The organism is Nocardia sp. NPDC050710 (assembly GCF_040654375.1).
Lineage (GTDB): Bacteria > Actinomycetota > Actinomycetes > Mycobacteriales > Mycobacteriaceae > Nocardia.
This window is the reverse complement of sequence record NZ_JBFAHV010000001.1, coordinates 405,614-428,506: the sequence shown is the minus strand read 5'-3', so window position 1 is coordinate 428,506 and position 22,893 is coordinate 405,614. Positions and strand designations below refer to the sequence as shown.

The 22,893-nt window shown below is 66.7% G+C and carries 26 protein-coding genes; 17 read left to right on the top strand and 9 right to left on the bottom strand.

Annotated elements, in window-relative coordinates:
* The first annotated feature begins 1 nt into the window (after position 1).
* Together AB0H61_RS01945 and AB0H61_RS01940 are read left to right on the top strand one after the other, a co-directional pair.
* On the top strand, positions 2-1,264 hold the full coding sequence (locus AB0H61_RS01945; protein ID WP_357298020.1) for a VWA domain-containing protein: 1,263 nt from the start codon (positions 2-4) through the stop codon (positions 1,262-1,264).
* A 176-nt stretch (positions 1,265-1,440) separates the two neighbouring features.
* Positions 1,441-1,986 carry a hypothetical protein gene (locus tag AB0H61_RS01940; RefSeq protein WP_357298018.1) on the top strand — a complete coding sequence of 182 codons (546 nt, stop codon included), beginning with the start codon at positions 1,441-1,443 and terminating at the stop codon, positions 1,984-1,986.
* A 166-nt stretch (positions 1,987-2,152) separates the two neighbouring features.
* On the opposite strand, the gene AB0H61_RS01935 is transcribed toward AB0H61_RS01940, so the two are convergent.
* Positions 2,153-3,118, bottom strand: a complete 966-nt coding sequence (locus tag AB0H61_RS01935; protein WP_357298016.1) for a quinone oxidoreductase — start codon at positions 3,116-3,118, stop codon at positions 2,153-2,155.
* Between the two features lie 80 nt (positions 3,119-3,198).
* Between AB0H61_RS01935 and AB0H61_RS01930 the strand changes: the two genes are divergently transcribed.
* Positions 3,199-3,552, top strand: coding sequence for a hypothetical protein (locus AB0H61_RS01930; protein WP_357298014.1), 354 nt, complete (start codon positions 3,199-3,201; stop codon positions 3,550-3,552).
* A 19-nt stretch (positions 3,553-3,571) separates the two neighbouring features.
* Here AB0H61_RS01930 and AB0H61_RS01925 read toward each other — a convergent pair whose 3' ends face one another.
* From AB0H61_RS01925 to mptB, 5 genes are all read right to left on the bottom strand, one after another.
* The gene (locus AB0H61_RS01925) at positions 3,572-3,811 is read right to left on the bottom strand and encodes a hypothetical protein (protein ID WP_357298012.1); all 240 of its coding nucleotides are present in this window, start codon (positions 3,809-3,811) and stop codon (positions 3,572-3,574) included.
* A 502-nt stretch (positions 3,812-4,313) separates the two neighbouring features.
* Positions 4,314-5,288, bottom strand: a complete 975-nt coding sequence (locus AB0H61_RS01920; RefSeq protein ID WP_357298010.1) for a heme A synthase — start codon at positions 5,286-5,288, stop codon at positions 4,314-4,316.
* A gap of 151 nt (positions 5,289-5,439) precedes the next feature.
* Positions 5,440-6,231: an ABC transporter permease gene (locus AB0H61_RS01915; protein WP_357298008.1), complete on the bottom strand. Its 792-nt coding sequence runs from the start codon at positions 6,229-6,231 to the stop codon at positions 5,440-5,442.
* On the bottom strand, positions 6,228-7,160 hold the full coding sequence (locus AB0H61_RS01910; protein WP_357298006.1) for an ABC transporter ATP-binding protein: 933 nt from the start codon (positions 7,158-7,160) through the stop codon (positions 6,228-6,230). The genes AB0H61_RS01915 and AB0H61_RS01910 overlap by 4 nt, the downstream gene beginning before the upstream one ends.
* 131 nt (positions 7,161-7,291) lie before the next feature.
* Entirely contained in the window at positions 7,292-9,040 is a 1,749-nt protein-coding gene (mptB, locus tag AB0H61_RS01905) for a polyprenol phosphomannose-dependent alpha 1,6 mannosyltransferase MptB (RefSeq protein WP_357299806.1), read from the bottom strand.
* Between the two features lie 154 nt (positions 9,041-9,194).
* Here mptB and AB0H61_RS01900 point away from each other — a divergent pair, with 154 nt between their 5' ends.
* From AB0H61_RS01900 to AB0H61_RS01855, 10 genes are all read left to right on the top strand, one after another.
* Positions 9,195-9,803 carry a TetR/AcrR family transcriptional regulator gene (locus AB0H61_RS01900; RefSeq protein ID WP_357298003.1) on the top strand — a complete coding sequence of 203 codons (609 nt, stop codon included), beginning with the start codon at positions 9,195-9,197 and terminating at the stop codon, positions 9,801-9,803.
* A gap of 40 nt (positions 9,804-9,843) precedes the next feature.
* Complete coding sequence (locus tag AB0H61_RS01895) at positions 9,844-10,863, top strand: alcohol dehydrogenase catalytic domain-containing protein (protein WP_357298000.1); 1,020 nt, start codon at positions 9,844-9,846, stop codon at positions 10,861-10,863.
* A gap of 222 nt (positions 10,864-11,085) precedes the next feature.
* Positions 11,086-11,880 carry a metalloregulator ArsR/SmtB family transcription factor gene (locus AB0H61_RS01890; protein WP_357299803.1) on the top strand — a complete coding sequence of 265 codons (795 nt, stop codon included), beginning with the start codon at positions 11,086-11,088 and terminating at the stop codon, positions 11,878-11,880.
* Positions 11,877-13,313: a Fe-S cluster assembly protein SufB gene (sufB, locus tag AB0H61_RS01885; protein ID WP_357297998.1), complete on the top strand. Its 1,437-nt coding sequence runs from the start codon at positions 11,877-11,879 to the stop codon at positions 13,311-13,313. Before AB0H61_RS01890 ends, sufB begins: the two co-directional genes overlap by 4 nt.
* Positions 13,313-14,524 (top strand): Fe-S cluster assembly protein SufD, encoded by a 1,212-nt coding sequence (gene sufD / locus AB0H61_RS01880; RefSeq protein WP_357297994.1) that lies wholly within the window; start codon positions 13,313-13,315, stop codon positions 14,522-14,524. Before sufB ends, sufD begins: the two co-directional genes overlap by 1 nt.
* Before the next feature lie 41 nt (positions 14,525-14,565).
* On the top strand, positions 14,566-15,372 hold the full coding sequence (gene sufC / locus AB0H61_RS01875; protein ID WP_357297991.1) for a Fe-S cluster assembly ATPase SufC: 807 nt from the start codon (positions 14,566-14,568) through the stop codon (positions 15,370-15,372).
* A 1-nt stretch (position 15,373) separates the two neighbouring features.
* On the top strand, positions 15,374-16,627 hold the full coding sequence (locus tag AB0H61_RS01870; RefSeq protein WP_357297988.1) for a cysteine desulfurase: 1,254 nt from the start codon (positions 15,374-15,376) through the stop codon (positions 16,625-16,627).
* A gap of 3 nt (positions 16,628-16,630) precedes the next feature.
* Complete coding sequence (gene sufU, locus AB0H61_RS01865; RefSeq protein WP_357297985.1) at positions 16,631-17,113, top strand: Fe-S cluster assembly sulfur transfer protein SufU; 483 nt, start codon at positions 16,631-16,633, stop codon at positions 17,111-17,113.
* Positions 17,110-17,484, top strand: coding sequence for a metal-sulfur cluster assembly factor (locus tag AB0H61_RS01860; RefSeq protein ID WP_357297982.1), 375 nt, complete (start codon positions 17,110-17,112; stop codon positions 17,482-17,484). Before sufU ends, AB0H61_RS01860 begins: the two co-directional genes overlap by 4 nt.
* Positions 17,485-17,645: 161 nt before the next feature.
* A complete protein-coding gene (locus tag AB0H61_RS01855; RefSeq protein ID WP_357297979.1) occupies positions 17,646-18,215 on the top strand; it encodes a hypothetical protein in 570 nt (189 codons plus the stop codon).
* 78 nt (positions 18,216-18,293) lie between these two features.
* Here AB0H61_RS01855 and AB0H61_RS01850 read toward each other — a convergent pair whose 3' ends face one another.
* The gene (locus AB0H61_RS01850) at positions 18,294-18,629 is read right to left on the bottom strand and encodes a helix-turn-helix domain-containing protein (protein ID WP_357297977.1); all 336 of its coding nucleotides are present in this window, start codon (positions 18,627-18,629) and stop codon (positions 18,294-18,296) included.
* A gap of 177 nt (positions 18,630-18,806) precedes the next feature.
* Between AB0H61_RS01850 and AB0H61_RS01845 the strand changes: the two genes are divergently transcribed.
* The 3 genes from AB0H61_RS01845 (at position 18,807) to AB0H61_RS01835 (ending at position 20,559) form a co-directional block, all read left to right on the top strand.
* Positions 18,807-19,715, top strand: coding sequence for an NmrA family NAD(P)-binding protein (locus tag AB0H61_RS01845; protein WP_357297975.1), 909 nt, complete (start codon positions 18,807-18,809; stop codon positions 19,713-19,715).
* A gap of 156 nt (positions 19,716-19,871) precedes the next feature.
* Positions 19,872-20,174 (top strand): hypothetical protein, encoded by a 303-nt coding sequence (locus tag AB0H61_RS01840; RefSeq protein WP_357297973.1) that lies wholly within the window; start codon positions 19,872-19,874, stop codon positions 20,172-20,174.
* Positions 20,164-20,559: a hypothetical protein gene (locus tag AB0H61_RS01835; protein ID WP_357297970.1), complete on the top strand. Its 396-nt coding sequence runs from the start codon at positions 20,164-20,166 to the stop codon at positions 20,557-20,559. Before AB0H61_RS01840 ends, AB0H61_RS01835 begins: the two co-directional genes overlap by 11 nt.
* Positions 20,560-20,935: 376 nt before the next feature.
* Here the strand turns inward: AB0H61_RS01835 and AB0H61_RS01830 are convergent, their stop codons facing one another.
* A complete protein-coding gene (locus AB0H61_RS01830) occupies positions 20,936-21,367 on the bottom strand; it encodes a hypothetical protein (protein WP_357297968.1) in 432 nt (143 codons plus the stop codon).
* A 288-nt stretch (positions 21,368-21,655) separates the two neighbouring features.
* Here AB0H61_RS01830 and AB0H61_RS01825 point away from each other — a divergent pair, with 288 nt between their 5' ends.
* Complete coding sequence (locus AB0H61_RS01825) at positions 21,656-22,081, top strand: DUF4189 domain-containing protein (RefSeq protein WP_357297967.1); 426 nt, start codon at positions 21,656-21,658, stop codon at positions 22,079-22,081.
* Positions 22,082-22,439: 358 nt separating this feature from the next.
* Here AB0H61_RS01825 and AB0H61_RS01820 read toward each other — a convergent pair whose 3' ends face one another.
* The gene (locus AB0H61_RS01820) at positions 22,440-22,862 is read right to left on the bottom strand and encodes a transposase (RefSeq protein WP_357297964.1); all 423 of its coding nucleotides are present in this window, start codon (positions 22,860-22,862) and stop codon (positions 22,440-22,442) included.
* Positions 22,863-22,893: the final 31 nt, after the last annotated feature.

The following is a 22,893-nucleotide window of genomic DNA, read 5'->3' as shown; positions in this document are numbered from 1 at the left end:
GATGACACGGGCGGTATTGCTGCGCGGCGTCGATCTGGCCGCATTCGCCGTCGCGGTAGTCGCTCGGCTGCGCCGTGGTGGCGTCGCGGTGGCGCCGAGCGGGCCCGCGCTGTTCGTGCAAGCCTTGCGCCACATGGCGCCGCGGTCGCGCACCGAGTTCTACTGGGCCGCACGGCTCACGCTCGTCGATCGCATGCAGGATCTCGCTGCCTTCGACGCGGTCTTCGCGGCGGTGTTCGCCGATACGGTGCTGGGCGTCGACCCGCCGAGCCGAACGCGCGGACTGCCCGCCGAACGCGCGTCGGCACCACGCGTAGAAGGTCGGGGGCAGTCTCGGCAGGGTGGCGAAGTCCCTTGGGCGACACTGCGATCGGCGATCGATGCCGATCGATCGACCGACCGGGGTGTGGCGCTGCCCGACGTGCTGCCGAGCCGGTTCGCGGCACGAGCGCAGGAACCGTTCGACCACTTCGATCCGGACGATCTGCGGACGGTCGGGGCCTGGCTGGAGCAGGCGTCGGCGCACTGGCCGCAGCGCAGCAGTCGGCGTTACGAAAACCATCCGCACGGCAAGCGGATCGACTTCCGGGCAACGATGAACAACTCCCGCCGCACCGGCTGGGAATCGGCGGTGCTGGTCCGCACTCGTCCCCGCCGCCGCCCGCGCCGAATCGTCATGGTGTGCGATGTCAGCCGCTCGATGCAGCCGTATTCGACGGTCTACCTGCACCTCATGCGGGCCGCGATGCAGCGCCGTTCGCCCGATCGCCCCGAGGTATTCGCCTTCTCCACCTCGCTGACCAGGCTGACCTCGGTGCTGGCGCACCGTTCGCCGGATGTCGCGGTGGCACGGGCCAACGACAAGGTAGTCGACCGCTACGGCGGCACGCATATCGGCCGCTGCCTCGGCACGTTGCTCACCACTGCGTCCGGCAATGCGGTGCGCGGCGCCGTCGTCGTCATCGCCTCGGATGGCTGGGACAGTGACACCCCCGATGTCCTCGCCCGTGCGATGGCCCGGATTCGACGGCGGGCCTGGCGCGTCATCTGGCTCAATCCCCGTGCGGGCGACGCCCGATTCCGGCCGGCCACCGGTGCGATGGCGGCAGCCCTGCCGTACTGCGACATCATGATGCCCGCGCACACACTGGCGGGCATACACGCGTTCATGCAAGCCCTGGCATCGTCGTTGTCACCCGATGCGGGCTGCTCGCCGCCATCGAACAGCGAAAGCATCAATGGCCGCGGGAGACGCCCTCGGTAACATCCTCATGGAAGTAGCGGAGTCTCTGGCCGACAACTACGACTCGGACGTCACGCCACCGAACAAGGATCAGATTCTCGCCGAGACCGGTCGACAGATCGGAGAAGCCGCGAAAGCCAAGGCGGCATTTCCGGAAAACGGAGGACCGGCTATGACGAAAAACGGTGAGGTAGCTCATGTTGGAGGATGATCTGGGATTGGCGGATTTTCAGCTGTATCTGCTGAAGGCCATGGATCCGCCCGAGTCGCTCCGCACCGCCGCGCTGGCCGATCTCGGATCATCGAAACAGGACATGTTCGCAAAATTTGACAACGTCCACCAGGCACTCTGGGTACTCGACGGTGGGGTCGCCAGCAACATCCTCCCCATGCTGGACCAGGTGCGCGTTCCCGGCTCGCACCCGGAAGGAAGCGTCGCATTCTCACTGCCCATCTGGAAGGAGTTTCTCTACATCGTTTCCTTCGATTCGACTGGGCGCGTGTTCTCTACTACTGAATTCAGTCGCCGGGATGGTCGAGAAACTGATTTGGTGGTGCGTCCGTGGGAAATACTCGAAAGCGAACTGCCTGAAATGTTCGATCGAATCGAAGAATTCGAAACCTGGGGCCCATCGTACCGAGTCCTGACAGCTCGACACCTGGAGAGCGGAGAGGTTTTCCGTCTGAGATTCGGATTCGGCCTTCTCCAGGCCGTCATCTCTCGGGGGGATCAGTCCAGGTGATCCGGCCCTGCTTTATGGGCACAAGGGCTGCACCGCCGACACCGAGGTCGCCCGAATCCAGTGGCGGTACCTCTAGAAGTACATGTGACACAATATGGAGACAGGGAAGGTCCCGCCGACTCGGCGGGACCTTCGGTGTTCTGCGGGTCGTAGCCGACCGCTCGGATCAGGGCAGTAGCACGATGGAGCCGGTGGTGTTGCGGCCCTCCAGATCACGATGCGCCCGCTCGGCCTCGGCCAGGGGATAGGTGGCGCCGATCCTGAGGTGCAGGGTGCCGTCCGCGACCGCGGCGAGGATATCGCCCGCGCGCCAGAGCAATTCGGCGCGGTCGCGGGTGTAGTGGACCAGCGTCGGCCGGGTGACGAAGAGGGAGCCCGCCGGATTGAGACGTTGCAGGTCGAACGGCGGCACCGGACCGCTGGCCGCGCCGAAGAGGGCGAGTGTGCCGCGGATGCGTAGCGAGGCGAGGCTCGCCTCGAAGGTGGACTTGCCGACGCCGTCGTACACCGCGGCGACGCCGACACCGTCGGTGCGGGCGCGAACCTGGTCGGCGAGGTCATCGGAGTAGCGCAATACCTCGGCGGCTCCCGCCGCGCGCGACAGCTTCTCCTTCTCGTCGGAGGAGACGGTGGTGATGACCCGGACGCCGCGGGACGCCGCGAGCTGGGTCAGGATCAGTCCGACGCCACCCGCGCCCGCGTGCACCAGGATCGATTCACCGGGTTCCGGCTTGTAGATGGACTCGACCAGGTAGTGCGCGGTCATGCCCTGGAGCAATGCCGAGGCCGCGACCGGTGCGGGCACCCCGTCCGGCACCGGCACCGCGACCGCGGCGTTCACCGCGACGCGCTGCGCGTAACTGCCCGGCGCCGCGGCCCACGCGACCCGGTCGCCGACCGCGAAATCGGTCACATTCGCGCCGACCTCCGCGACCACGCCGGTGCCCTCGGCGCCCGGAATGTACGGCACGGGCTGCGGGTAGAAACCGGTCCGGATGTAGATGTCGATGAAATTGATCCCGATCGCCTCGGTATCGACGAGCAGCTGATCGGGCCCGATCTGCGGATCCGGCACCTCCGCGTACTTCAGGACCTCGGGACCACCGTGTTCGGAAACCTGAATGGCGCGCATAGCATTCAGTTCTACACCGGCGGGGCGGTTCGACACAGGCGGGGCTGGACCGTGTCCTACCGGTCGGTAAACTCACGCATATGAGCGTTGAAGCTGCTGCCCCGGCCCCGGTCAAGCTGTCGGGGGTCCTCGTGGACTCCGTCAAGGGATTCGTCGCCGAACACGGCGGCTCCGCCACCGCCGTCCTGCAGCCGATCGGCCGCGTCGGCGTGCGCGTCACCCTGGTCGGCAGCGACGGCATCCTCGGTGATCGGGTGGTAGACGACCTGCCCTCCGCCAAGGCGCTCGTGGCGGCCGTGAACGGCCTCACCGAGGCCGACGAATGGGACCGCGAGCTGACCTCCGTCGTCACCCCGCGCCGCAGTCATTGGGCGCAGATGGCGGGCTGGGTCGCCAAGCAGACCCGATTCCCCAAGGCGCGCAACGAGAACTGAGCCCGCGCGGCCACGGTCGTTACGGCCGTTCGGGATCGAGCAGTTCGCCGATTCCCCAGTGCAATACCCGCCCGGCCACGGCCAGGTATGTCGCGATGGCCATGACGATGAGCACCGTTCCGTAGTCGGCGGCCCAGCCGGGAATCCGATCCAATTCGGCAACGGCGGCCAGCACCATGATTACGCCGAGCAGGACGGCTAGCGAGGCCAGCGGTGCCGTATTGGGCTGGGTCGGACAGCGGGGCGGGCGGTTCGTCATCGGGGGCCTCTCTCCTTCTCGGCACCGCGATCCGTCGGGTGTCGTGGTGTTCATCGGTGGGCGTCACCAATTCGTTATCGAACTACCCCACCCACCCTTGTACCCGACCCCGGCCGCCGCATCGGGTCCGAGGGCATGTTCGAGAGGACCAAAGTCCCGAGCCGACGGCATCCGCGTTTCCGGCCTGTCGTATCAATCGCCGCAGACCGGGGTTACATATCGGTCGACAAGTGCTCGCGACGAAGTCGGTGAGCGTTGCGGCGTGCGCTGGGTCGACGTCGAGCCATGATCGCCCGGACCGGAGCGGTGCGTACTGTCGCGATATCGCGGGTGCACCCGTCGTTGCGATGAACGCCGACGGGAGCCGGGCCAGGACCGGATCCAGCGCTATGTGTTCATGGCCACGCCGGGCGGGCAGGAGTCGTGCAACACGCGGCGGCACCGAGGTTCAGGGCCCGGCGGCGGGATCTCCTCCGGAGCCGGTGGCTCGTCGAGAGGGTATCTAGGCCGCCTGGGTAGCGGCGGCCGTTTCGGGTGCGAGGACCTGCTCGCGCGTGCGGAGCGAGGCCCAGAGGGCGGCGGTGGCCGCGGTGCAGGCGGCGGCGCCACCGACGTGGAAGACGACGAGGACGGCGGGGACATCGGTGAAGTACTGGACGACACCGATGAGGGCCTGGGAGCAGACGATGGCCAGCAGGGCGAACAGGCGGGTGCGGACGGCGGGAGTGATGCCGACGGCGAATAGACCGAACGCGAGGCCGATGAGCAGGGCCAGATAGCCGACCAGCAGCTGCGAGTGCAGGTGGACCAGGGTGACGATCTCGACCTCGAGGCGGGCAACGGGTCGCTCGATACCCTTGTCACCCGCATGCGGGCCCGCGGCGGTGACCAGGGTGCCCGCCACCAGGACGGCGGCCAGGGCGACCCCGCTCAGGACGCTGAGCCAGCGCAGGGGCGCGGGCGCCTGGACGGTTTCGATGCCGTCGTCGGGTTCGCTGATCTTCGCGTACATGACCGTCGCGAGCCACACCATCAGCATCGAAGCAAGCAGGTGCACGGCAACCGTCCACCACAGCAGCCCGGTGCGGACCGTAATGCCGCCGATGATTGCCTGCAGCACCGTGCCGCCCGGCATCAGCCAGGCGTACACCAGCACTTCGTGTCGGCGGCGGGCGCGAACGACGGCCAGCACGATCAGGCCCGCGAAGAGGCTGACCACGAAGGTCAACATGCGATTACCGAATTCGACCGCTTGGTGCAACGCCGCCACCTCGGACACCGCGACCGGGGTGAAGCTGCCGGGAAAGCACTGCGGCCAGGTCGGACAGCCCAGTCCCGAGGCGGTGACCCGCACAATCGACCCGGTAACCGCGATCCCCGCCTGGGTGAGAACGACCGCAACCGCGATCAGCCGCTGCACCCGCAACGAGGGAAGCGGGAGCCGGTCGACGAGTCGCAAGAATGCGCGATACACCACCCGACGATCGTAGCGACCCCCCAACCGCCCCCCACACCCGGTCTACTACAAAGTGTCGTTAGACACTCCACCGGTCTGCCACAGACCCACTGGGCGCCGCACAGAGGTTGTGACCTCTGTGCGGCGGGGACATGGTCTGTGGCAGCTCGAATCAGTGGAAGCGGAAGAGGCGGGTGGCGAGGAAGGCCGATCCGATGCCCCAGGTGGTGAGGACGGCCACGCCGAACCAGTCGATACCGCTGTGCAGGGCGTCATCGAGGGTGACGGCCAGGGCGCCGGAGGGGATCAGGCGGGCCAGCACATCGACCGCGGTCGGCAGATCATCGGAGGCGAAGACGATGCTGGCGATGCCCAGCATGACGAACCAGAGGATATTGGCCAGCGCCAGTACGATCTCCGCCTTCAAGGTGCCGCCGAGCAGCAGGCCCATGGCGGCGAAGGTGAAGGTGCCGAGTGCGATGACGAGCGCGCCGAACACCAGGCCGACCACACCGGGCCGCCAGCCGAGCGCGAAACCGATGGCGCCGAGCAGGATTGCCTGCATCACCACCACGATCAGTACCGCGGCGCTCTTGCCCGCGATAATGCCCCAGCGCGGAAGCGCGGTGGCGCCCAGGCGTTTCAGTGCCCCGTAGCGGCGGTCGAAGCCGACCGCGATGGCCTGGCCGGTGAATGCGGTGGACATGACGGCCACCATCATCACCGCGGGCACGATCTTGTCGACGCGGGTGTTGCCGAGATCGCCGAAGGGCAGCAGGCTCAGGCCGACCAGCAGCGTGATCGGGATGAACATGGTGAGCAACAGCTGTTCGCCGTTGCGCAGCAACAGGATCAGCTCGAGCCGGGTCTGCGCCGCGAGCATCGCGGCGCGGGTGGTCGGGCGCGGATCCGGGGTGAAGGTGCCGGGTGCGAAGCGATTGGCGGTCAGGTCTGGCTGCGTCATCCGCGTAGGTCCCGTCCGGTGAGTTCCAAGAAGACGTCTTCGAGCCGACGCTGATCGATCCGGATATCGGTGGCCAGCACATTGAGCTGGGCACACCACGCGGTGACGGTCGCCAGCACCTGCGGGTCGATCTCGCCCTCCACCAGGTATGCGCCGGGCGAGGTCTCGCGCGGCGAGAACCCTTCCGGCAGGGCCGATTTCAACAGTGTCAGATCGAGCTTCGGCGGCGCGGTGAAGCGCAGCTGACCCGCGGCGCCGTGCGCGGTGACCTCGGCCGGGGTGCCCGCGGCGACGATCTGCCCGTGGTCGATGATCACCAGTTGGTCGGCGAGTTGCTCGGCCTCGTCCATCACGTGCGTGGTGAGCAGCACGGTGACGCCGTCGCGGCGCAGCGCGTCGATCAGCTCCCACACGATCAACCGGGCCTGCGCGTCCAGTCCCGCGGTCGGCTCGTCCAGGAATACGATCTCCGGTCGTCCGACCAGCGCGCAGGCCAGCGCGAGCCGCTGCTGCTGACCGCCGGAGAGACGGCGGTACGGCGTGCGGCGGTTGTCCTGTAGCCCGAGCGTGCGCAGCAGCCATTCGGGGTCGAGCGGATCGGCCGAGTAGGAGGCGACCAATTCGAGCATCTCACCGGCCCGGGCGCCGGGATAGGCGCCGCCGCCTTGCAACATGACGCCGATGCGCGGGCGCAGCCGGTCGGAATCGGCGATCGGATCAAGTCCCAGTACCCGCACCGAACCCGCGTCCGGGGTGACGAAACCCTCGCACATTTCGACGGTGGTCGTCTTCCCGGCGCCGTTCGGCCCGAGCAGCGCAAGCACCTGTGCCCGTTCGACATCGAAGGACAGGCCGTCGACCGCGGTGGTCTCGCCATAACGCTTGACGACGCCGTCGACGCGGACGGCGGGTCCAGAGGCTGTAGTCACGACCGCGCCTCGCAGGCGCTCGGCCCCGCCGCGCCCGAGGGTGCCGTGCCCATTGTTCGCTCGCTCCGCTCCCGCACGATGTCACACCGTAAGCGGTCGACCGATGTGACCTGGAAGACACCCCTGCACGGTCAATCTCTCGACCCGGATGCGGGCGTCGCGGGGACCGCCGTTTCGGCGCCCGCTCGGTTCATTCGCCACGGCAGTGACTTGCGGGTGGCCAGGATCATCAGCAGGCAGGTGACGATCGTGATGGCGGCCGCGTAGATGAGCACGAACGGCGTGATGTCGCTGCCCGACGGCATCAGCAGCACGGCGACCACCGCCGATGCCACCGTCGCCGGGACGCGGAAGGCGGGCCGGTTGGCCCAGGCGGCCAGCGGCACGATGCCCCACAGCAGATACCAGGGCTGCACCACCGGGAACAACAGCACCACCGCGCCGAAGGCGACGCCGAGCGCACCGACCGGATGCAGCCTGCCGCTCCAGGTGGCGATCAGCAGCCGCACCACGATGAGTGCGGCCGCGGCCGCCGCGATGGGCCGGGTAATGCTCAGCAGCGCGGTCGTATGGTCGCCCAATCCCAGGAGTACGCCACCGAATCCGGTGGCCACGCCGAGCGCCGTCGGCAGCGACATCCAGCTGCGCACGGAGTTGGCGGTCGTCAGGGTGTCGATCCAGCCGAAGCCGAGGCCGCTGCCGAGACAGACCGCCAGCATCACCGTCGCGGTGACACTGCCGAGCAGGAGTGCCGAGGTGAGGATGGCGCGCCCATCGCGGCCCCACCGTCGGCTCAACGCCATCCAGACGAAGGCCAGCGCGAGCATCGAGGGAATCTTGATGGTCGCGGAGAGCGCGATGGCGGTGGCGCCCGCCAGGAACAAGGTCAGCGTATGCCCACGAAGCGGGCCGACGCGGCTCAGCGCCGCCAGGCACAATTCCAGGCCGACGAGCATCAGGCCGATCATCATGGCCTCGTTGTGCACACCGGATACCAGGTGGAATATCACCAGGGGGTTCGCGGCGCCGAGCCACAGCGCGGCGACACTGGATACGCGGCACCGCTGGGCCAGACGCGGCAGTGCCCACACGATGCAGGCGACGCCGATCAGTGCGAGCAGGCGATGCAGCAGCACTCCCGCGAGAATGTTCTCCCCGGTGAGTTCGGCAATTCCCTTACCGAACCAGATCGAGAGCGGTCCGTACGGTGCCGGCGAATTCTGCCAAATATTGGGAACGCTGCGCGTCAGGACATGATCCTGGCCGAGACCCTGCACCGGCCCCACGTCATAGGGGTCGAGTCCGCGCGCCGCGATTTCGCCCTGCGCCAGATAGGAATACACGTCCTGGCTGAACATGGGTGGCGCGACCGAGAGCGGAATGATCCACAGCAGCAGGGTGCGATCCAACTGCGACCGGCTGAGCCGACGCACCCGATTGGACTGCAAACCCAGCGCGAACCGGCCGAGCAGTAGCCACGCCAGCATCACGATGACGGTGCCGACCATGGTCACCGCCAACCCGGAACTGTGCACCCGCGCCGGCAGTCCGAGGATGGCCTTGCCGTAGGTGGGGTTCTGGAGTGTGGGCTGGGCGCCGAGGCCGAGGGCGCCGATCGCCATCATCACCGTGCCGGTCGCGCCGAGCAGCCGGACCCGGCGCAACTGGGTGGTTTCGTGGGCGTTGAGTCCGGCGGCCTCGGGTTCGTTGACGTGCAGTGCTTCGCTGACGGTGTGGTCGGGAGGTACATCGATCCCGATCACGCGCCTGCCCAGCGCCACCGCGGAGGCGAAGGGCTTGGTCCGACGGAGCCGAATCAGGGGGCTGGAGGCGTGGGAACCGTCACTTTTGACAGCCTGTTCGCCCTGTTCGCCTGACATCACGGGGTCAGCGTAGCGGATCCGGCCGTGTCGTCCGGGGGCGCGGACGGGCCTGGTCGCACCCCGCTCGAGCGGCTCGAGCGTCGTTGCCGAACGCCGAATCCGGACCGGTGGCGTCTCGGCCGATACCGCGGCGACGGAGCACAATCGGGGCATGATTTCGGAGTCGAGGCGGCGGATCGAGGTGGCGGCGGCCGGGTTGTTGGCCCGGCACGGGTACCACGGATTCGGGTTGAAGAAGTTGAGCGAGGCGGCGGGGTTGCCGTACGGGTCGATCTACCACCACTTTCCGGGTGGGAAGGAGGAGATCGCGGTCGCCGCGATCACCGGAACCGGGGTCCTGTCGGGTCGGTTGATCGCACAGGCGCCGACCGATGTGTTCGCGACGACCGCGACGCTCTTCGAATTCATGGTCGCGAAGCTGGCGGGGTCGGACTGGACGGACGGGTGCCCGGTGGGGACGCCCGCGCTGGACGGCGGCAGCGATGTGGAGGCGGTGCGGGGCGCGTGCGTCGCGGCCTTCGATGCGATGGAGCGGGCGTTCGGCGGATTGCTCATCGAAGTGGGGTTGGCGGCGGAGGAGGCCGCGGACCTGGCGACGACGGTGGTCGCGGCGTACGAGGGCGCGACGATCCTGTCGCGGGTGCGACGTTCGGATGCGCCGTTGCGTGCCGTGGCGGCGGGGATGGAGCGGCTGATCCGGATGACGCTGGCTGATGCGGGCCCGACCGGAAATCCTCCGGAAGTCGATGATGCGCGCTGAGGGCATTGACTAGAAAGAACGTTCTAGCGAGACTCGGATCATGAAGCGATTGATGTTGTTCGGTCCCGGCGAGCTGAAATGGGAGGAGGCGCCCGAACCCGAGCTCACCGCACCGGGCCAGGCGCTGGTGCGGCCGGTGGCGCTGGCCACCTGCGATATCGACCCGGCCGTGCTGCGCGGAGCCTTCCCGCTCCCCGGTCCGTATCCGTTCGGACACGAGGGCGTGGCCGAGGTCGTCGCGATCGGAGACGAGGTGCGCACCGTCGCGGTCGGCGACCATGTCATTGTGCCGTTCCAGATCTCGTGCGGCGCGTGCAAAGCCTGCCTGCTAGGGCGCACCGGCAACTGCCTGAGTCATCCGCGGATGTCCACCTTCGGGCTGGGCACCCTCGGCGGCCTCGGTTGGGGTGGGCTCTGGGCGGATCTGGCCCTTATTCCGCACGCCGACGCCATGCTCGGTCCGGTTCCGGCGGGCATCGACCCGGCGGTCGTGGCCAGCGCCAGCGACAATATCCCGGACGGCTATCGCACCGTCGGCCCGCAATTGGCCGCCGACCCGGGCGCGGAAGTGTTGGTGATCGGTGGTCCGGCCGCGCCGTCCATCGGCCTCTACGCCGCCGGTCTCGCGGTCGCTCTCGGCTCGGATCGGGTCGTCTACCTGGATGATTCGGTCGAACGGCTGGAGATCGCCCGCGCCTTCGGCGCCGAGGCGATCGAAGGTCCGGGCAATGCCAGGGTCGGCCGGTTCCCGATCACCGTCGAGGCCGCGGGCGGGGCTACGGCGCTACGCGGTGCGATCGACGCGACCACCTACGACGGCTGGTGCACGAGCGTCAGCGTGCAACTCGGCGAGGTCGCGCTGCCGATATTCGATATGTATTCACGCTGCTGCACCTTCCACACCGGCCGTGCCCACGTCCGACCGGTCATCCCGGCGGTCCTGGAGCTGGTCGCCGCGGGGCGCTTCGACCCGTCGAAGGTCACCACCGTCACGGCCACCTGGGACGACGCCGTCGACGCCCTTTTGGATACACCGCTCAAACTCGTCGCCGTGCGCTGAGTGCCGTCCGTCGGTGGTCCACCAGGCGTCCAGTATGTGGTCGAACGCTGTGTAGTGCGTCACTTCGGTCGCCGGATGGATCCACCGCGGACCCACTGGATCTCGCATTTCCTGCGGTAGCGCGTATCCGACCCCTTCCGCCGCTGGTCAGACGTCCATCTACTCAGGGCACCCTTATTAGATTTCGGGAACGAATTCCGCCACACTGATGTTGTGAAAACCGTGGGTTTGCGGAAAGAGGACGAAAGGGCTGGTCGCAAGGCTGGTACCGGGTCGTCTGCCGTGCCCGCGGCGGTCGGGACCGAAGGGCATACCCGGGCGGCCATCGTGCAGTTGCTGCTCGAGGACGGCCCGATTACCGCGACCGCCATCGGGGCGAAGCTGGGGCTCGCCCCCGCCGGGGTGCGCCGCCACCTCGACGCCCTCATCGATTCCGGGGAAGCGCGGGCCAGCCGCTCAGCGCCCTGGCAGCAGAAGGGGCGCGGTCGTCCCGCCAAGCAGTACCAGCTCACTGCCGCCGGGCGGGGCAAGCTGGGCCACGCCTACGACGATCTGGCCGGGGCCGCCATCCGGCAGCTCGGTGAAATCGGTGGCGAACAAGCCATCACCGAATTCGCGCGCAAACGGGCACGCACTATCGTGGCCGGGATCGACGCGGTCGGGGAGCACACCCCGGAGCAGATGGAGGCGAAGGCCGAGGAGATCGCCGAGGCGTTCACCGACGCGGGCTTCGCCGCCACCACCCGCAAGGTGGGCGCGGGTGTGCAGATCTGCCAGCATCACTGCCCCGTCGCGCACGTCGCGGAGGAATTTCCGCAGCTGTGCGCGGCAGAGCTGGAGGCGTTCCGCGAACTGCTCGGCACCCATGTGCAGCGGCTCGCGACCATCGCCAACGGCGACTGCGCGTGCACCACGCACGTGCCGCTGCTCGTATTACCGATTGCCAAAACTTCACCATCAGCCGCCGCACAGCCCGCGACGGTACGTACGAACGACTCCGGAAGGAGTGCCGAATGACGACGACCACCGACCAGGTGCAACCGCTCACCCAGGAAGAGACCATCGCCTCGCTGGGCAAATACGGTTACGGCTGGGCCGATTCGGATGTGGCCGGTGCCAGTGCGCAACGAGGCCTGTCCGAGGCTGTCGTCCGCGACATCTCGGCCAAGAAGAACGAAACCGAATGGATGCTCGAGCAGCGCCTGAAGGCCCTGCGCATCTTCGATCGCAAGCCCATGCCGCATTGGGGTTCCAACCTCGACGGTATCGACTTCGACAACATCAAGTACTTCGTGCGCTCCAGCGAGAAGCAGGCGGAGAGCTGGGAAGACCTGCCCGAGGACATCAAGAACACCTACGACAAGCTCGGCATCCCGGAGGCGGAGAAGCAGCGCCTCGTCGCCGGTGTCGCCGCGCAGTACGAGTCGGAGGTCGTCTACCACTCCATCCGCGAGGATCTGGAGAAGCAGGGCGTCATCTTCCTCGACACCGACACCGGTCTGCGCGAGCACCCGGAGATCTTCCAGCAGTACTTCGGCTCGGTGATCCCCGCCGGTGACAACAAGTTCTCCGCGCTGAACACCGCCGTGTGGTCGGGTGGCTCCTTCATCTACGTGCCGCCGGGCGTGCACGTCGATATCCCGCTGCAGGCCTACTTCCGCATCAACACCGAGAATATGGGCCAGTTCGAGCGGACCCTGATCATCGTCGACGAGGGCGCCTACGTGCACTACGTCGAGGGCTGCACCGCGCCGATCTACAAGTCCGACTCGCTGCACTCGGCGGTCGTCGAGATCATCGTGAAGAAGGGCGGCCGCTGCCGCTACACCACCATCCAGAACTGGTCGAACAACGTCTACAACCTGGTCACCAAGCGGGCCAAGGCCGAGGCGGGCGCGACCATGGAGTGGATCGACGGCAATATCGGCTCCAAGGTCACCATGAAGTACCCGTCCGTTTGGATGATGGGTGAGTACGCCAAGGGCGAGGTGCTCTCGGTGGCGTTCGCCGGCGAGGGCCAGCACCAGGACACCGGCGCGAAGATGCTGCACCTGGCGCCGCACACCTCCTCGACCATCGTGTCGAAGTCGGTGGCGCGCGGCGGCGGTCGTGCGTCGTACCGCGGCCTGGTCCAGGTCAACAAGGGTGCGCACGGCTCCAAGTCGACCGTGAAGTGTGACGCGCTGCTGGTCGACACGATCAGCCGTTCGGATACCTACCCTTACGTCGACATCCGCGAGGACGACGTGACCATGGGCCACGAGGCGACCGTCTCGAAGGTCTCCGAGGATCAGCTGTTCTACCTGATGAGCCGCGGCATGACCGAGGACGAGGCGATGGCGATGGTGGTGCGCGGCTTCGTCGAGCCCATCGCCAAGGAACTGCCGATGGAATACGCCCTCGAGCTGAACCGCCTGATCGAACTGCAGATGGAAGGAGCCGTCGGCTGATGGCAGTCGAGAACGTTGCCGAGGCCGCTGAGGCTCGTACTCCGGGCAAGAGCGCAGCCAGCGGAGCTACCGTTGCGCCCAGTAATAAGGGGGAGGTATTCACCTCCTTCGACGTGAACGCCTTCGAGGTGCCCTCGGCCAAGGACGAGGCGTGGCGGTTCACCCCGCTGCGTCGCCTCCGCGGGCTGCAGGACGGCACCGCGATCCGCGACGGTAAGGCGACCGTCGAGGTCACCCCCGTCGCCGGGGTGAGCGTGGAAACGGTGGAGCGCACCGACTCCCGCCTGGGTGCGGCGGGCGTTCCGTCGGATCGTGTTGCCGCTCAGGCATACTCCGGTTTCGAATCGGCGACCATCGTGTCGGTCGGTAAGGAAACCGAAGTGGCCGAGCCGGTTACGGTCACCATCACCGGTCCGGGCGAGGGTAAGACCGCCTACGGTCACTTGCAGATCCGGCTGGACACCTTCGCCGTCGCGACCGTGGTCATCGACCAGCGTGGCAGCGGAACCTTCGCGGAGAATGTGGAATTCGTGCTCGGCGACAGCGCCAAGCTCACCGTTGTCGCGGTCCACGACTGGGCCGACGACGCCGTGCACGCCACCGCGCACCACGCCAAGCTGGGCCGCGACGCCACGCTGCGGCACACCTCGGTCACCCTGGGCGGTGACTTGGTGCGGCTCACCGGCAATGTCCGCTACGCGGGTCCCGGCGGCGACGCCGAACTGCTCGGCCTCTACTTCGCCGACGCGGGTCAGCACTTCGAGCAGCGCCTGCTCGTCGACCACGCGGTGCCGAACTGCAAGTCGAATGTGCTGTACAAGGGTGCGCTGCAGGGCGACCCGCACTCCCCGAAGGGCGACGCCCGCACGGTGTGGGTCGGCGACGTGCTGATCCGCGCGGCCGCCGAGGGCACCGACACCTTCGAGGTGAACCGCAACCTGGTGCTCACCGACGGCGCCCGCGCAGACTCGGTGCCGAACCTGGAGATCGAGACCGGCGAGATCGTCGGAGCCGGACACGCCAGCGCCACCGGGCGTTTCGATGACGAGCAGCTGTTCTACCTGCGTGCTCGCGGCATTCCGGAAGATGCGGCGCGACGCCTGGTGGTGCGCGGCTTCTTCCACGAAATCATCCAGAAGATCGCGGTCCCCGAGGTCCGGGCGCGGCTGGAGTCGGCCATCGAGGCCGAACTCGCCGCGATCGGCGCCTGATACCCGAACCACATACCCCCCGCAAAAGGAATTCGAATTCGATGACCACCCTGGAAATCAAGGACCTGCACGTCGAGGTCGCCAACCCCGACGAGTCCGGCGAGCCCATCAAGATCCTCAAGGGCGTGAACCTCACCATCAAGTCCGGTGAGACCCACGCCATCATGGGCCCGAACGGCTCGGGCAAGTCGACCCTGTCGTACGCGATCGCCGGGCACCCGAAGTACACGGTGACCTCCGGCTCGATCACCCTCGACGGCGAGGACGTCCTCGAGATGTCGGTCGACGAGCGCGCGCGTGCCGGTCTGTTCCTCGCCATGCAGTACCCGGTCGAGGTCCCCGGTGTCTCGATGTCGAACTTCCTGCGCACCGCTGCCACCGCGGTCCGCGGCGAGGCCCCGAAGCTGCGCACCTGGGTCAAGGAGGTGAAGGAGTCGATGAACGAGCTCGAAATCGACGCCGCCTTCGCCGACCGCAGCGTGAACGAGGGCTTCTCCGGTGGTGAGAAGAAGCGCCACGAGATCCTGCAACTCGGCCTGCTCAAGCCGAAGATCGCGATCCTGGACGAGACCGACTCCGGCCTGGACGTCGACGCGCTGCGCATCGTCTCCGAGGGCGTCAACCGCTACAAGGATCGTGAGAACGGTGGCGTGCTGCTGATCACCCACTACACCCGCATCCTGCGCTACATCCAGCCCGAATTCGTGCACGTATTCGTCGGTGGCCGCATCGTCGCCGAGGGCGGCGCCGAACTCGCCGAGGAACTCGACGCCAACGGCTACGTTCGCTTCACCCAGGCGTCGGCTTCGCCGACTGCCGTCCCCGAGTCCGCTACCGCGGGAGCCTGATATGACCGCCACGGTCCGTACCCTCGACGTGGCCCGCATCCGGGCCGACTTCCCGATCCTGAACCGCACGGTTCGGGACGGGAAGCCGCTGGTGTACCTGGACTCCGGCGCGACGTCGCAGCGGCCGCTGGCGGTACTGGACGCGGAACGGCGATTCCTTACCGAGAGCAATTCGGCGGTGCACCGCGGCGCGCATCAGCTGGCGGAGGAGGCGACCGACGCCTACGAGGGCGCGAGGGCCGATATCGCCCGGTTCGTCGGCGTCGACGCCGGTGAGATCGTCTTCACCAAGAACGCGACCGAATCGCTGAACCTGGTGACCTACTCGTTCTCCGACTCCCGGTTCCCGTACCACGTGGGTCCCGGCGACGAGATCGTCATCACCGAACTGGAGCATCACGCGAATCTCGTTCCGTGGCAGGAACTCGCGCGGCGCACCGGTGCGACGTTGAAGTGGTACGGCATCACCGACGACGGCCGGATCGACCTCGATTCGCTCGAGTTGTCGCCCGCCACCAAGGTCGTCGCGTTCACGCACCAGTCCAATGTGACGGGCGCGATCGCCGATGTCGCCGAAATGGTGCGCCGGGCAAAGGAAGTCGGCGCTCTGGTGGTGCTGGACGCCTGCCAGTCGGTACCGCATATGCCGGTGAACCTCCGCGAGCTCGGCGTCGATTTGGCCGCGTTCTCCGGGCACAAGATGCTCGGTCCCTCCGGCGTCGGTGTGCTCTACGGCCGCCGCGCGCTGCTCGAGGAGACACCGCCGTTCATCACCGGTGGTTCGATGATCGAGACGGTCACCATGCAGGGCAGCACCTACGCCCCGCCGCCGCAGCGGTTCGAGGCGGGCGTGCCGATGACCTCGCAGGTGGTCGGATTGGGCGCGGCGGTGCGGTATCTCGAAGAGATCGGCATGGATGCCGTTGCGGCACATGAGCACACGCTGGTCGGCGCGACGCTGGAAGGTCTCGGCGCCATCGACGGTGTGCACATCGTCGGCCCGACCGAGAATGTCGATCGCGGTGGCGCGGTGTCATTCGTGGTCGAGGGCATCCACGCCCACGATGTGGGCCAGATCCTGGACGACGAAGGCGTCGCGATCCGCGTCGGCCACCACTGCGCGTGGCCGCTGATGCGCCGGTTGGGGATTCCCGCCACGGCGCGGGCGTCGTTCGCGGTCTACAACACGCTCGATGAGGTGGACGCACTGGTCGCGGCCGTGCGGAAGGCTCAGAGCTTCTTCGGGGTTGCATAGAACATGCGCATGGAGCAGATGTACCAGGAAGTAATCCTGGACCATTACAAGCACCCGCACCACCGCGGGCTGCGGGAGCCGTTCGGTGCCGAAGTGCATCACGTGAACCCGACCTGCGGTGACGAGGTGACCCTGCGCGTCCAGCTGAGCGACAACGGTGATGTCGCCGACGTCTCCTATGACGGTCAGGGCTGTTCCATTAGCCAGGCCGCCACCTCGATCCTGGCCGATCAGGTGATCGGTCTGCCGGTGCAGCAGGCGCTGAAGGTGGTCGACTCGTACAACGAGATGATCTCCAGCCGCGGCACCATCGAGGGCGACGAGGATGTGATCGGCGACGGTATCGCACTGGCCGGGGTGTCGAAATATCCGGCGCGGGTGAAGTGCGCGCTGCTGGGCTGGATGGCGTTCAAGGATGCGGTGGTCCGGATAACCTCGGCGGAAGAGGCGAAGCGGACGATGGGTACGAATGGGGCTACAGCATGAGTGAAACACCGGTAACCGAAACCGAGCAGGTCGAACAGGTCGAACTGTCGGCCGATGAGATCAAACACCTCGAGGATATCGAGGAGGCGATGCGCGACGTCGTCGATCCGGAACTCGGCATCAATGTCGTCGACCTCGGCCTGGTGTACGGCATCAAGGTCGAGGGCGAGATCGCCAAACTGGATATGACCCTGACGTCCGCGGCCTGCCCGCTCACCGACGTCATCGAGGATCAGTCCCGCAACGCCCTGGTCCGCAGCGGTCTGGTCGACGATCTCGAGATCAACTGGGTCTGGATGCCCCCGTGGGGTCCCGACAAGATCACCGAGGATGGCCGGGAACAGCTGCGCGCCTTGGGCTTCACGGTCTAGCGCTCCCTGTATCGAGGGCTCTCGTCGTTCACGTCGCCTACTCCTCGACTCCGCAGCGCGAGGTAGCGCTGACGCGTTCGACCAAAAGAACACTGGTAGATGTCATCTCGCACTGATATGGCATCATTGCCGTTCGGATACCGACCGCGGGGGCGATGGGCATGGCTGTGGTGTCGAAGGTGTTGGCGGGGGCGCTCGTGATGTCGGCTGCCGCATGCGGGAGCGTAGTCGAGGGCAATCCGGTGGCGGGGCCACAAAGCACCACTACCGCACCACCCGCCGGTGTCGACGCGCCACTCGAAGAACATGCCGTGGACAACGAGTGCGTTCTCGATGCGGCGGAAATCAGCGCACTCGCCAGGGTGAGTCTCGATGATGGCAGCGACACCAAGACCAAGCGGAGCGACGGCTCATTCGGTCGAAGCTGCACCTATTACCTGACTGCCGGTGGCATTCTGTCCTTCACCGCGTCGATCAAGGTGATGCGGCCACAGCAGGGCGCAGTCACCGACGCGATGATCGCGCGCCGCACCGAACCCGGAACCTGCATTATCCGAGGTATCGGGCGGGCCGTCCTGATCGAAGGACAGACCGAGTACCCGCGAGCCTGGATTTTCACCGACAAGTTCGTCGCCACCATCTTTCTGGTCGGCAGCAACCTACCTACCCCACCGACGGAGGACCGTTGGGCCGCCGCCGCGAGACAGATCGTCGCCGAACTCCCCGCCTAGGCCGTATTCACCTGCGGCTCAGTCGGATCGAACCCGACTCGCGATATGGGCGAGCGCAGATCGGCGAGTACCTGGCAGTCAGTGGTTCTCGGTCCGACGGGGGTGCTGGTCGTCCCACAGACGGCGTGCGGTGCGGATGGGGTCCTGATACGTGGCCGACCAATCCGCCAGCGCCAGTGCGACATCGACCAGGCTGCGGCCCATCTCGGTGAGGCGGTAGTCGACCTGCGGTGGGATGGTCGGGTAGGCGGTGCGCTCGACGAATCCGTCCCGGCACAGTCGCTTGGTCGTGACTGTGAGCATGCGCTGCGAGATCCCGGGGATCGCCCGTTGGAGGTCGCCGAAACGCCGTACGCCTTCGGACAATTCGACCAGCACCAGCACGGTCCACCGGTCGCCGACTCGGTCGAGCACGTCGCGGATTCCGCAGTCGCGATTCTCACTGCGCCAGTCGGGAATAGGGCGGTCTACCTGGATGGTGATCGTGGTATGCGTAGCTGACCGTGAAGTGCCTTCTTTTGCCGGGTCGACGACTGGATCACGCTCGATGACATCGTTCTGCACATCAGATACAACGTCAGGAGCCCCAGCATGATTCTCGTCACCGGTGTTTCCGGGAGCCTCGGCGGTCTGATCCACGCGGGTCTGGCCGCATTGCCCGACCTCGACGTGGTCACGGGCACGCGTTCCGGGGACGGTTCTGCCGCGCGACGCATCGACTTCGATGATCCGGACAGCCTGGCCGGCGGCTTCAGTGGCATAGATGTGCTGGTGTTCATCTCGGCGGGCTACGCCGAAGACGATGTCGTAATGGCCCGCCACAGCGCGGTTGTCGACGCCGCGACGACCGCGGGCGTGCGTCATGTCGTTTACACCAGCCTGGCTCACTCCGGTCGGCACATGACCATCGCCGCACCGCATCGAAGCACCGAAGCTCTGTTGCGGTCCGCGCCGTTCGACGTGACGGTGCTCCGCGACGGTCTCTACCCCGAAGTGCCAGTGGGTTTGGGCTTGGCTGCGGCGGAATCCGTCACCGACACAGGAATTTTCGCGGCACCGCTCGGCGCCGGCCGGGTATCGGTAGTCGCCAAACAAGATCTGGCCGATATCGCGGTTCGGATCGCCGGCGAATCCGAACGTGATGTGGCTGCGGGCTTCCGCAGCCGGCATGCGGGAAAAACCTACGAACTGGAAGGCGTTACCACGGTCACGGGCCACGATATCGCCGCCGCGCTGAGCGAACTGCTCGACCGCCCGGTCACTTACCGGGATCGCCCTCTGTCCGAGGCCCGCGCATCTCTCCGGACGATCGGCCTTCTGCCATACCAGATCGCCAACGCCATGTCCTTGTACGCCAACGCCAAAGCCGACTTGCTCGAAGCCCGCCACAGCGACTTGCCGCTGCTGCTGTCCACCCGCCCACGGCCGGTGGAACATCTGATCGCCGCCGCGGTACGCGCGGGCGGATACGAATCCCGGTCGATCTCCGCCCGACGCTGATATTCGGGCCGCGGACGCCGATCGATCCGAACCGCCACCATCGGCAGGGCACGGGTCGGCATCTGCCATCAGGTCGCCCCTGGTGCGGACGACCAGCGGTGGTCACGGGTTCCCGCCGATATCGGACTGTCGGTGATCCACGCTACGGTCGACTCCGTGTCCGTGAATATCGACGTCTCCTTCACGATTCGGGAGCTGAAGGACGAGCGCGAACGCGCAGGCGTGACAGCGCTGCTGACCGACGTGCTCGAGAACGAGGGTCTGAGCCTCGAAGTGTTCATCACACTGGGAGAAGTGGGGGAGAGTCTTTTCGTCCGGGCGGACTCCGACTATCCAGTTATTTTCAGTAGGTTCTACCTCTGGTCGGAGGACTTCGAGCAGAAGCTCACCCGCCGGGTGACCGCCCTCGTGCCGCATGCCCAGGTGGATTTCGATTGGGGTTACCCGGATGAAGACTGACGACGAACTCGGCGCTCCCTGGCCGGACACCCTGCCCGCGGAGGCGCCGGTCGTGCACCGGAACCTGACCGTGACGGTCGGCGCCAGACAGTTGACGACACTCACCCACGACCACCTCAACTACTGGCTGGGCAATCTGCGCTACGCCCGTGGCGGACCGTTCATGACAGTGGCAAGGGCCGACAACCGGGCGGCGTTCATTCAGACCTACCGCAACAGCGACACCGACTACCTGTTCGAGGTGCACTCCGGAGTCGCTGACGCCGACTACCTCGCCACTACGGTGCACGACGTGAGCGAGGTCGGCCAGCTGATCTGGGATTGGTTGGAGAACGACTGGCAGCGACTCGATGCGGTCGCGTGGGAACGGCATTCCCTGTGGTGAGCCGCGGCACTGTGGCGGGTTCCCCGACGACACCGTCTCCCTTGTGCTGGGCTCGATTTCGCGGCCGTCGTGCCGGTGATGACTGCGGCGGGATCCGATGTGGTCGGTCGGTGATCGAAGGCGACGACTGTGCCGGTCGGCGCAGCGGCGAAAGCCGTTGTAGGGAACCGACTCTTGGTGACAGGTGGATCGGCTGGCCGCTTCCCCGTCGCGCGGGAGCGGGGGCGTTGACCATCGGACGGTAACCGACTCACCGAGGGGCGCATGTCGATTCCGAGGCTGTCGGACTGCATGGGTGGGTACCACTTTGGCGGCCTGGCAGTGCGCCCGGTACGGCCAGCGCGCTCCGGCTGTTCCGCAACGCTCACGGCCACTCTCATCGGGCCTCGGACGTACGCGTGCGTCGCATAGTTTCAATCGCATTGTCCAGGGCCGATGAAATCGCTTCCTTCGCTGCCGATATCTGGATCTTCCTCTCCTCGTCGGAAATCTCCATGCTCAGGCATCGTTCCAGCCTCTTCCATGCCTCGTAGACTTCTCGATCGAGTTGGTCGTACATGCTGACGAGGCCGAGTAGATCGCGGGCCGTTCCCGACTGCTTGGCATTTGTCAAGAACCAGATATTGAACCGTGCTTCTTCGGCTATATAGTTGCCGATGAGGACATTGGTTTCCAGGCCGAGGATGCCGCAGGAAAGCAGCTTGATCGCAATATTGTGGGCGGTGACATTGGTCGGCCCTTCCAGCTCCTCGGGTATCTCCCAACTCGGTAGCTCTTCCAGCCACTTCCAGTCGTCGTTGATCGGCAAGTACATTCCCTTCGGAGCGGTCGATAGTGCACGAGCGGCCAGTTGATTGCGGGCTCGGTGTCGGTCGCAGTCCAGCCGACCGGATCTGGCAGGCCGGAACATTGCGGCCGTCCTCGGCTCGGGTGGGTGAGGTCGTTGTGTTGTCCCCGACCGCAACTGCGCTCGGTAGCGGCATTTTCTGGCTGGGGTCGATAGCTGTTGCCTCCCAATCGAATTGCTGGACAATTCGACTGTGGTGGGCCAAGATCCTCCCGTCAACGTCTTTGAAACGGGAGAGTTCTCTTGTCCGTGCTGCGCAAGTCGGCCCTCGCGGTCGCCGTCTCGTCTACCGCCGCATTCGCCGTTGCCGGGGCGGGCTCCGGACCCGCCGACGCCGCTGCGATGTACCACGGAACTCTCGCGGTTTCGCGCACGACCGGCAAGGTGGTGTCGGCGGTCGATCACCCGAGCCGGGTGACAGCCGATGCCGCGGCGATCCGTGAATGCGGTGTCTACGACTGCGAATTGGTGCAGCGCTTCGTCGATAGTTGCGCCGCGATCGCCCAGGGGGCCGACGGCAAGTATGGCTGGGCCGCCGCCGGTACTCGCGCGGAGGCCGAGGGGAGAGCGGTTGCCTCCCTCGGCGAAAGCGCCCCGCCCTTCCCGGACCTCGGTAGCGCCCAGCCCCGCGCCGCGCGCGTCGCGATTTCGGCCTGCACCAAGAACGCCGGCTGACATACTCGGCTGCGCGGACGGTATCCGAGCGCGCGCCTGTCCACCCTCACGGCGCTGTACCTGATCGTGTTGGCGGTGGCCGCGCTGGTGCCGCGGCGCCGTGCTCGTAGTCGTCACGCTCGTGATGTGACTTGCGGTCGCGATCATCTGGATCGTGCGGGCACGAGTCCGTCGCCTGACCGCGCGGGCATATCCGGAACTCGCGGCGGCGGCACGGAGGCGAGGAGTTGCGTTCGTTGCGTACCTCTTCGACCGCGAGTCTGGTGGCAGTCGCGGTGGTCGTCTCGCTCGCTGGGAGTCGGGGCGCAAGTGGCTCGCCGACTCGATCGGTCTCTCAGTGAGCGTCCGGGAACAGTGGTCATGCTCGGGCGAGTCGGCGCGACATGGTCATGATGGTGGCGATGTGGACCATGGCTTCGTGGTGGTCAGGGCGGGTTTCGTAGCGGTGTTTGCTGATCCAGGCCAGTGTTCGTTCCGCGACCCAGCGGCGCGGCAGCACGACGAAGCCGGGATCAGTGCGTTTGACGATCGTTACGGTCAGGTCCAGGACCTGGCGCGCCCAGCGCACCAGCCTGCCCGCATAGCCGGCATCGGCCCAGATCAATGCGACAGTGGAGAACCGCTCCCGTAGCCTCGCCCGCAGCGGGACCGCGCCGTCGCGGTCCTGGGTACCGGCGGCGGTGACCATGACCGCCAGCAGCAGACCCATGGTGTCGGTGGCGATATGGCGTGTGCGGCCTCCGACCACGCCGAGCCGAATATCCTTTGCCCTCAACCACATTCGCCGATCCGGAACCATCGAACCTGGCGCC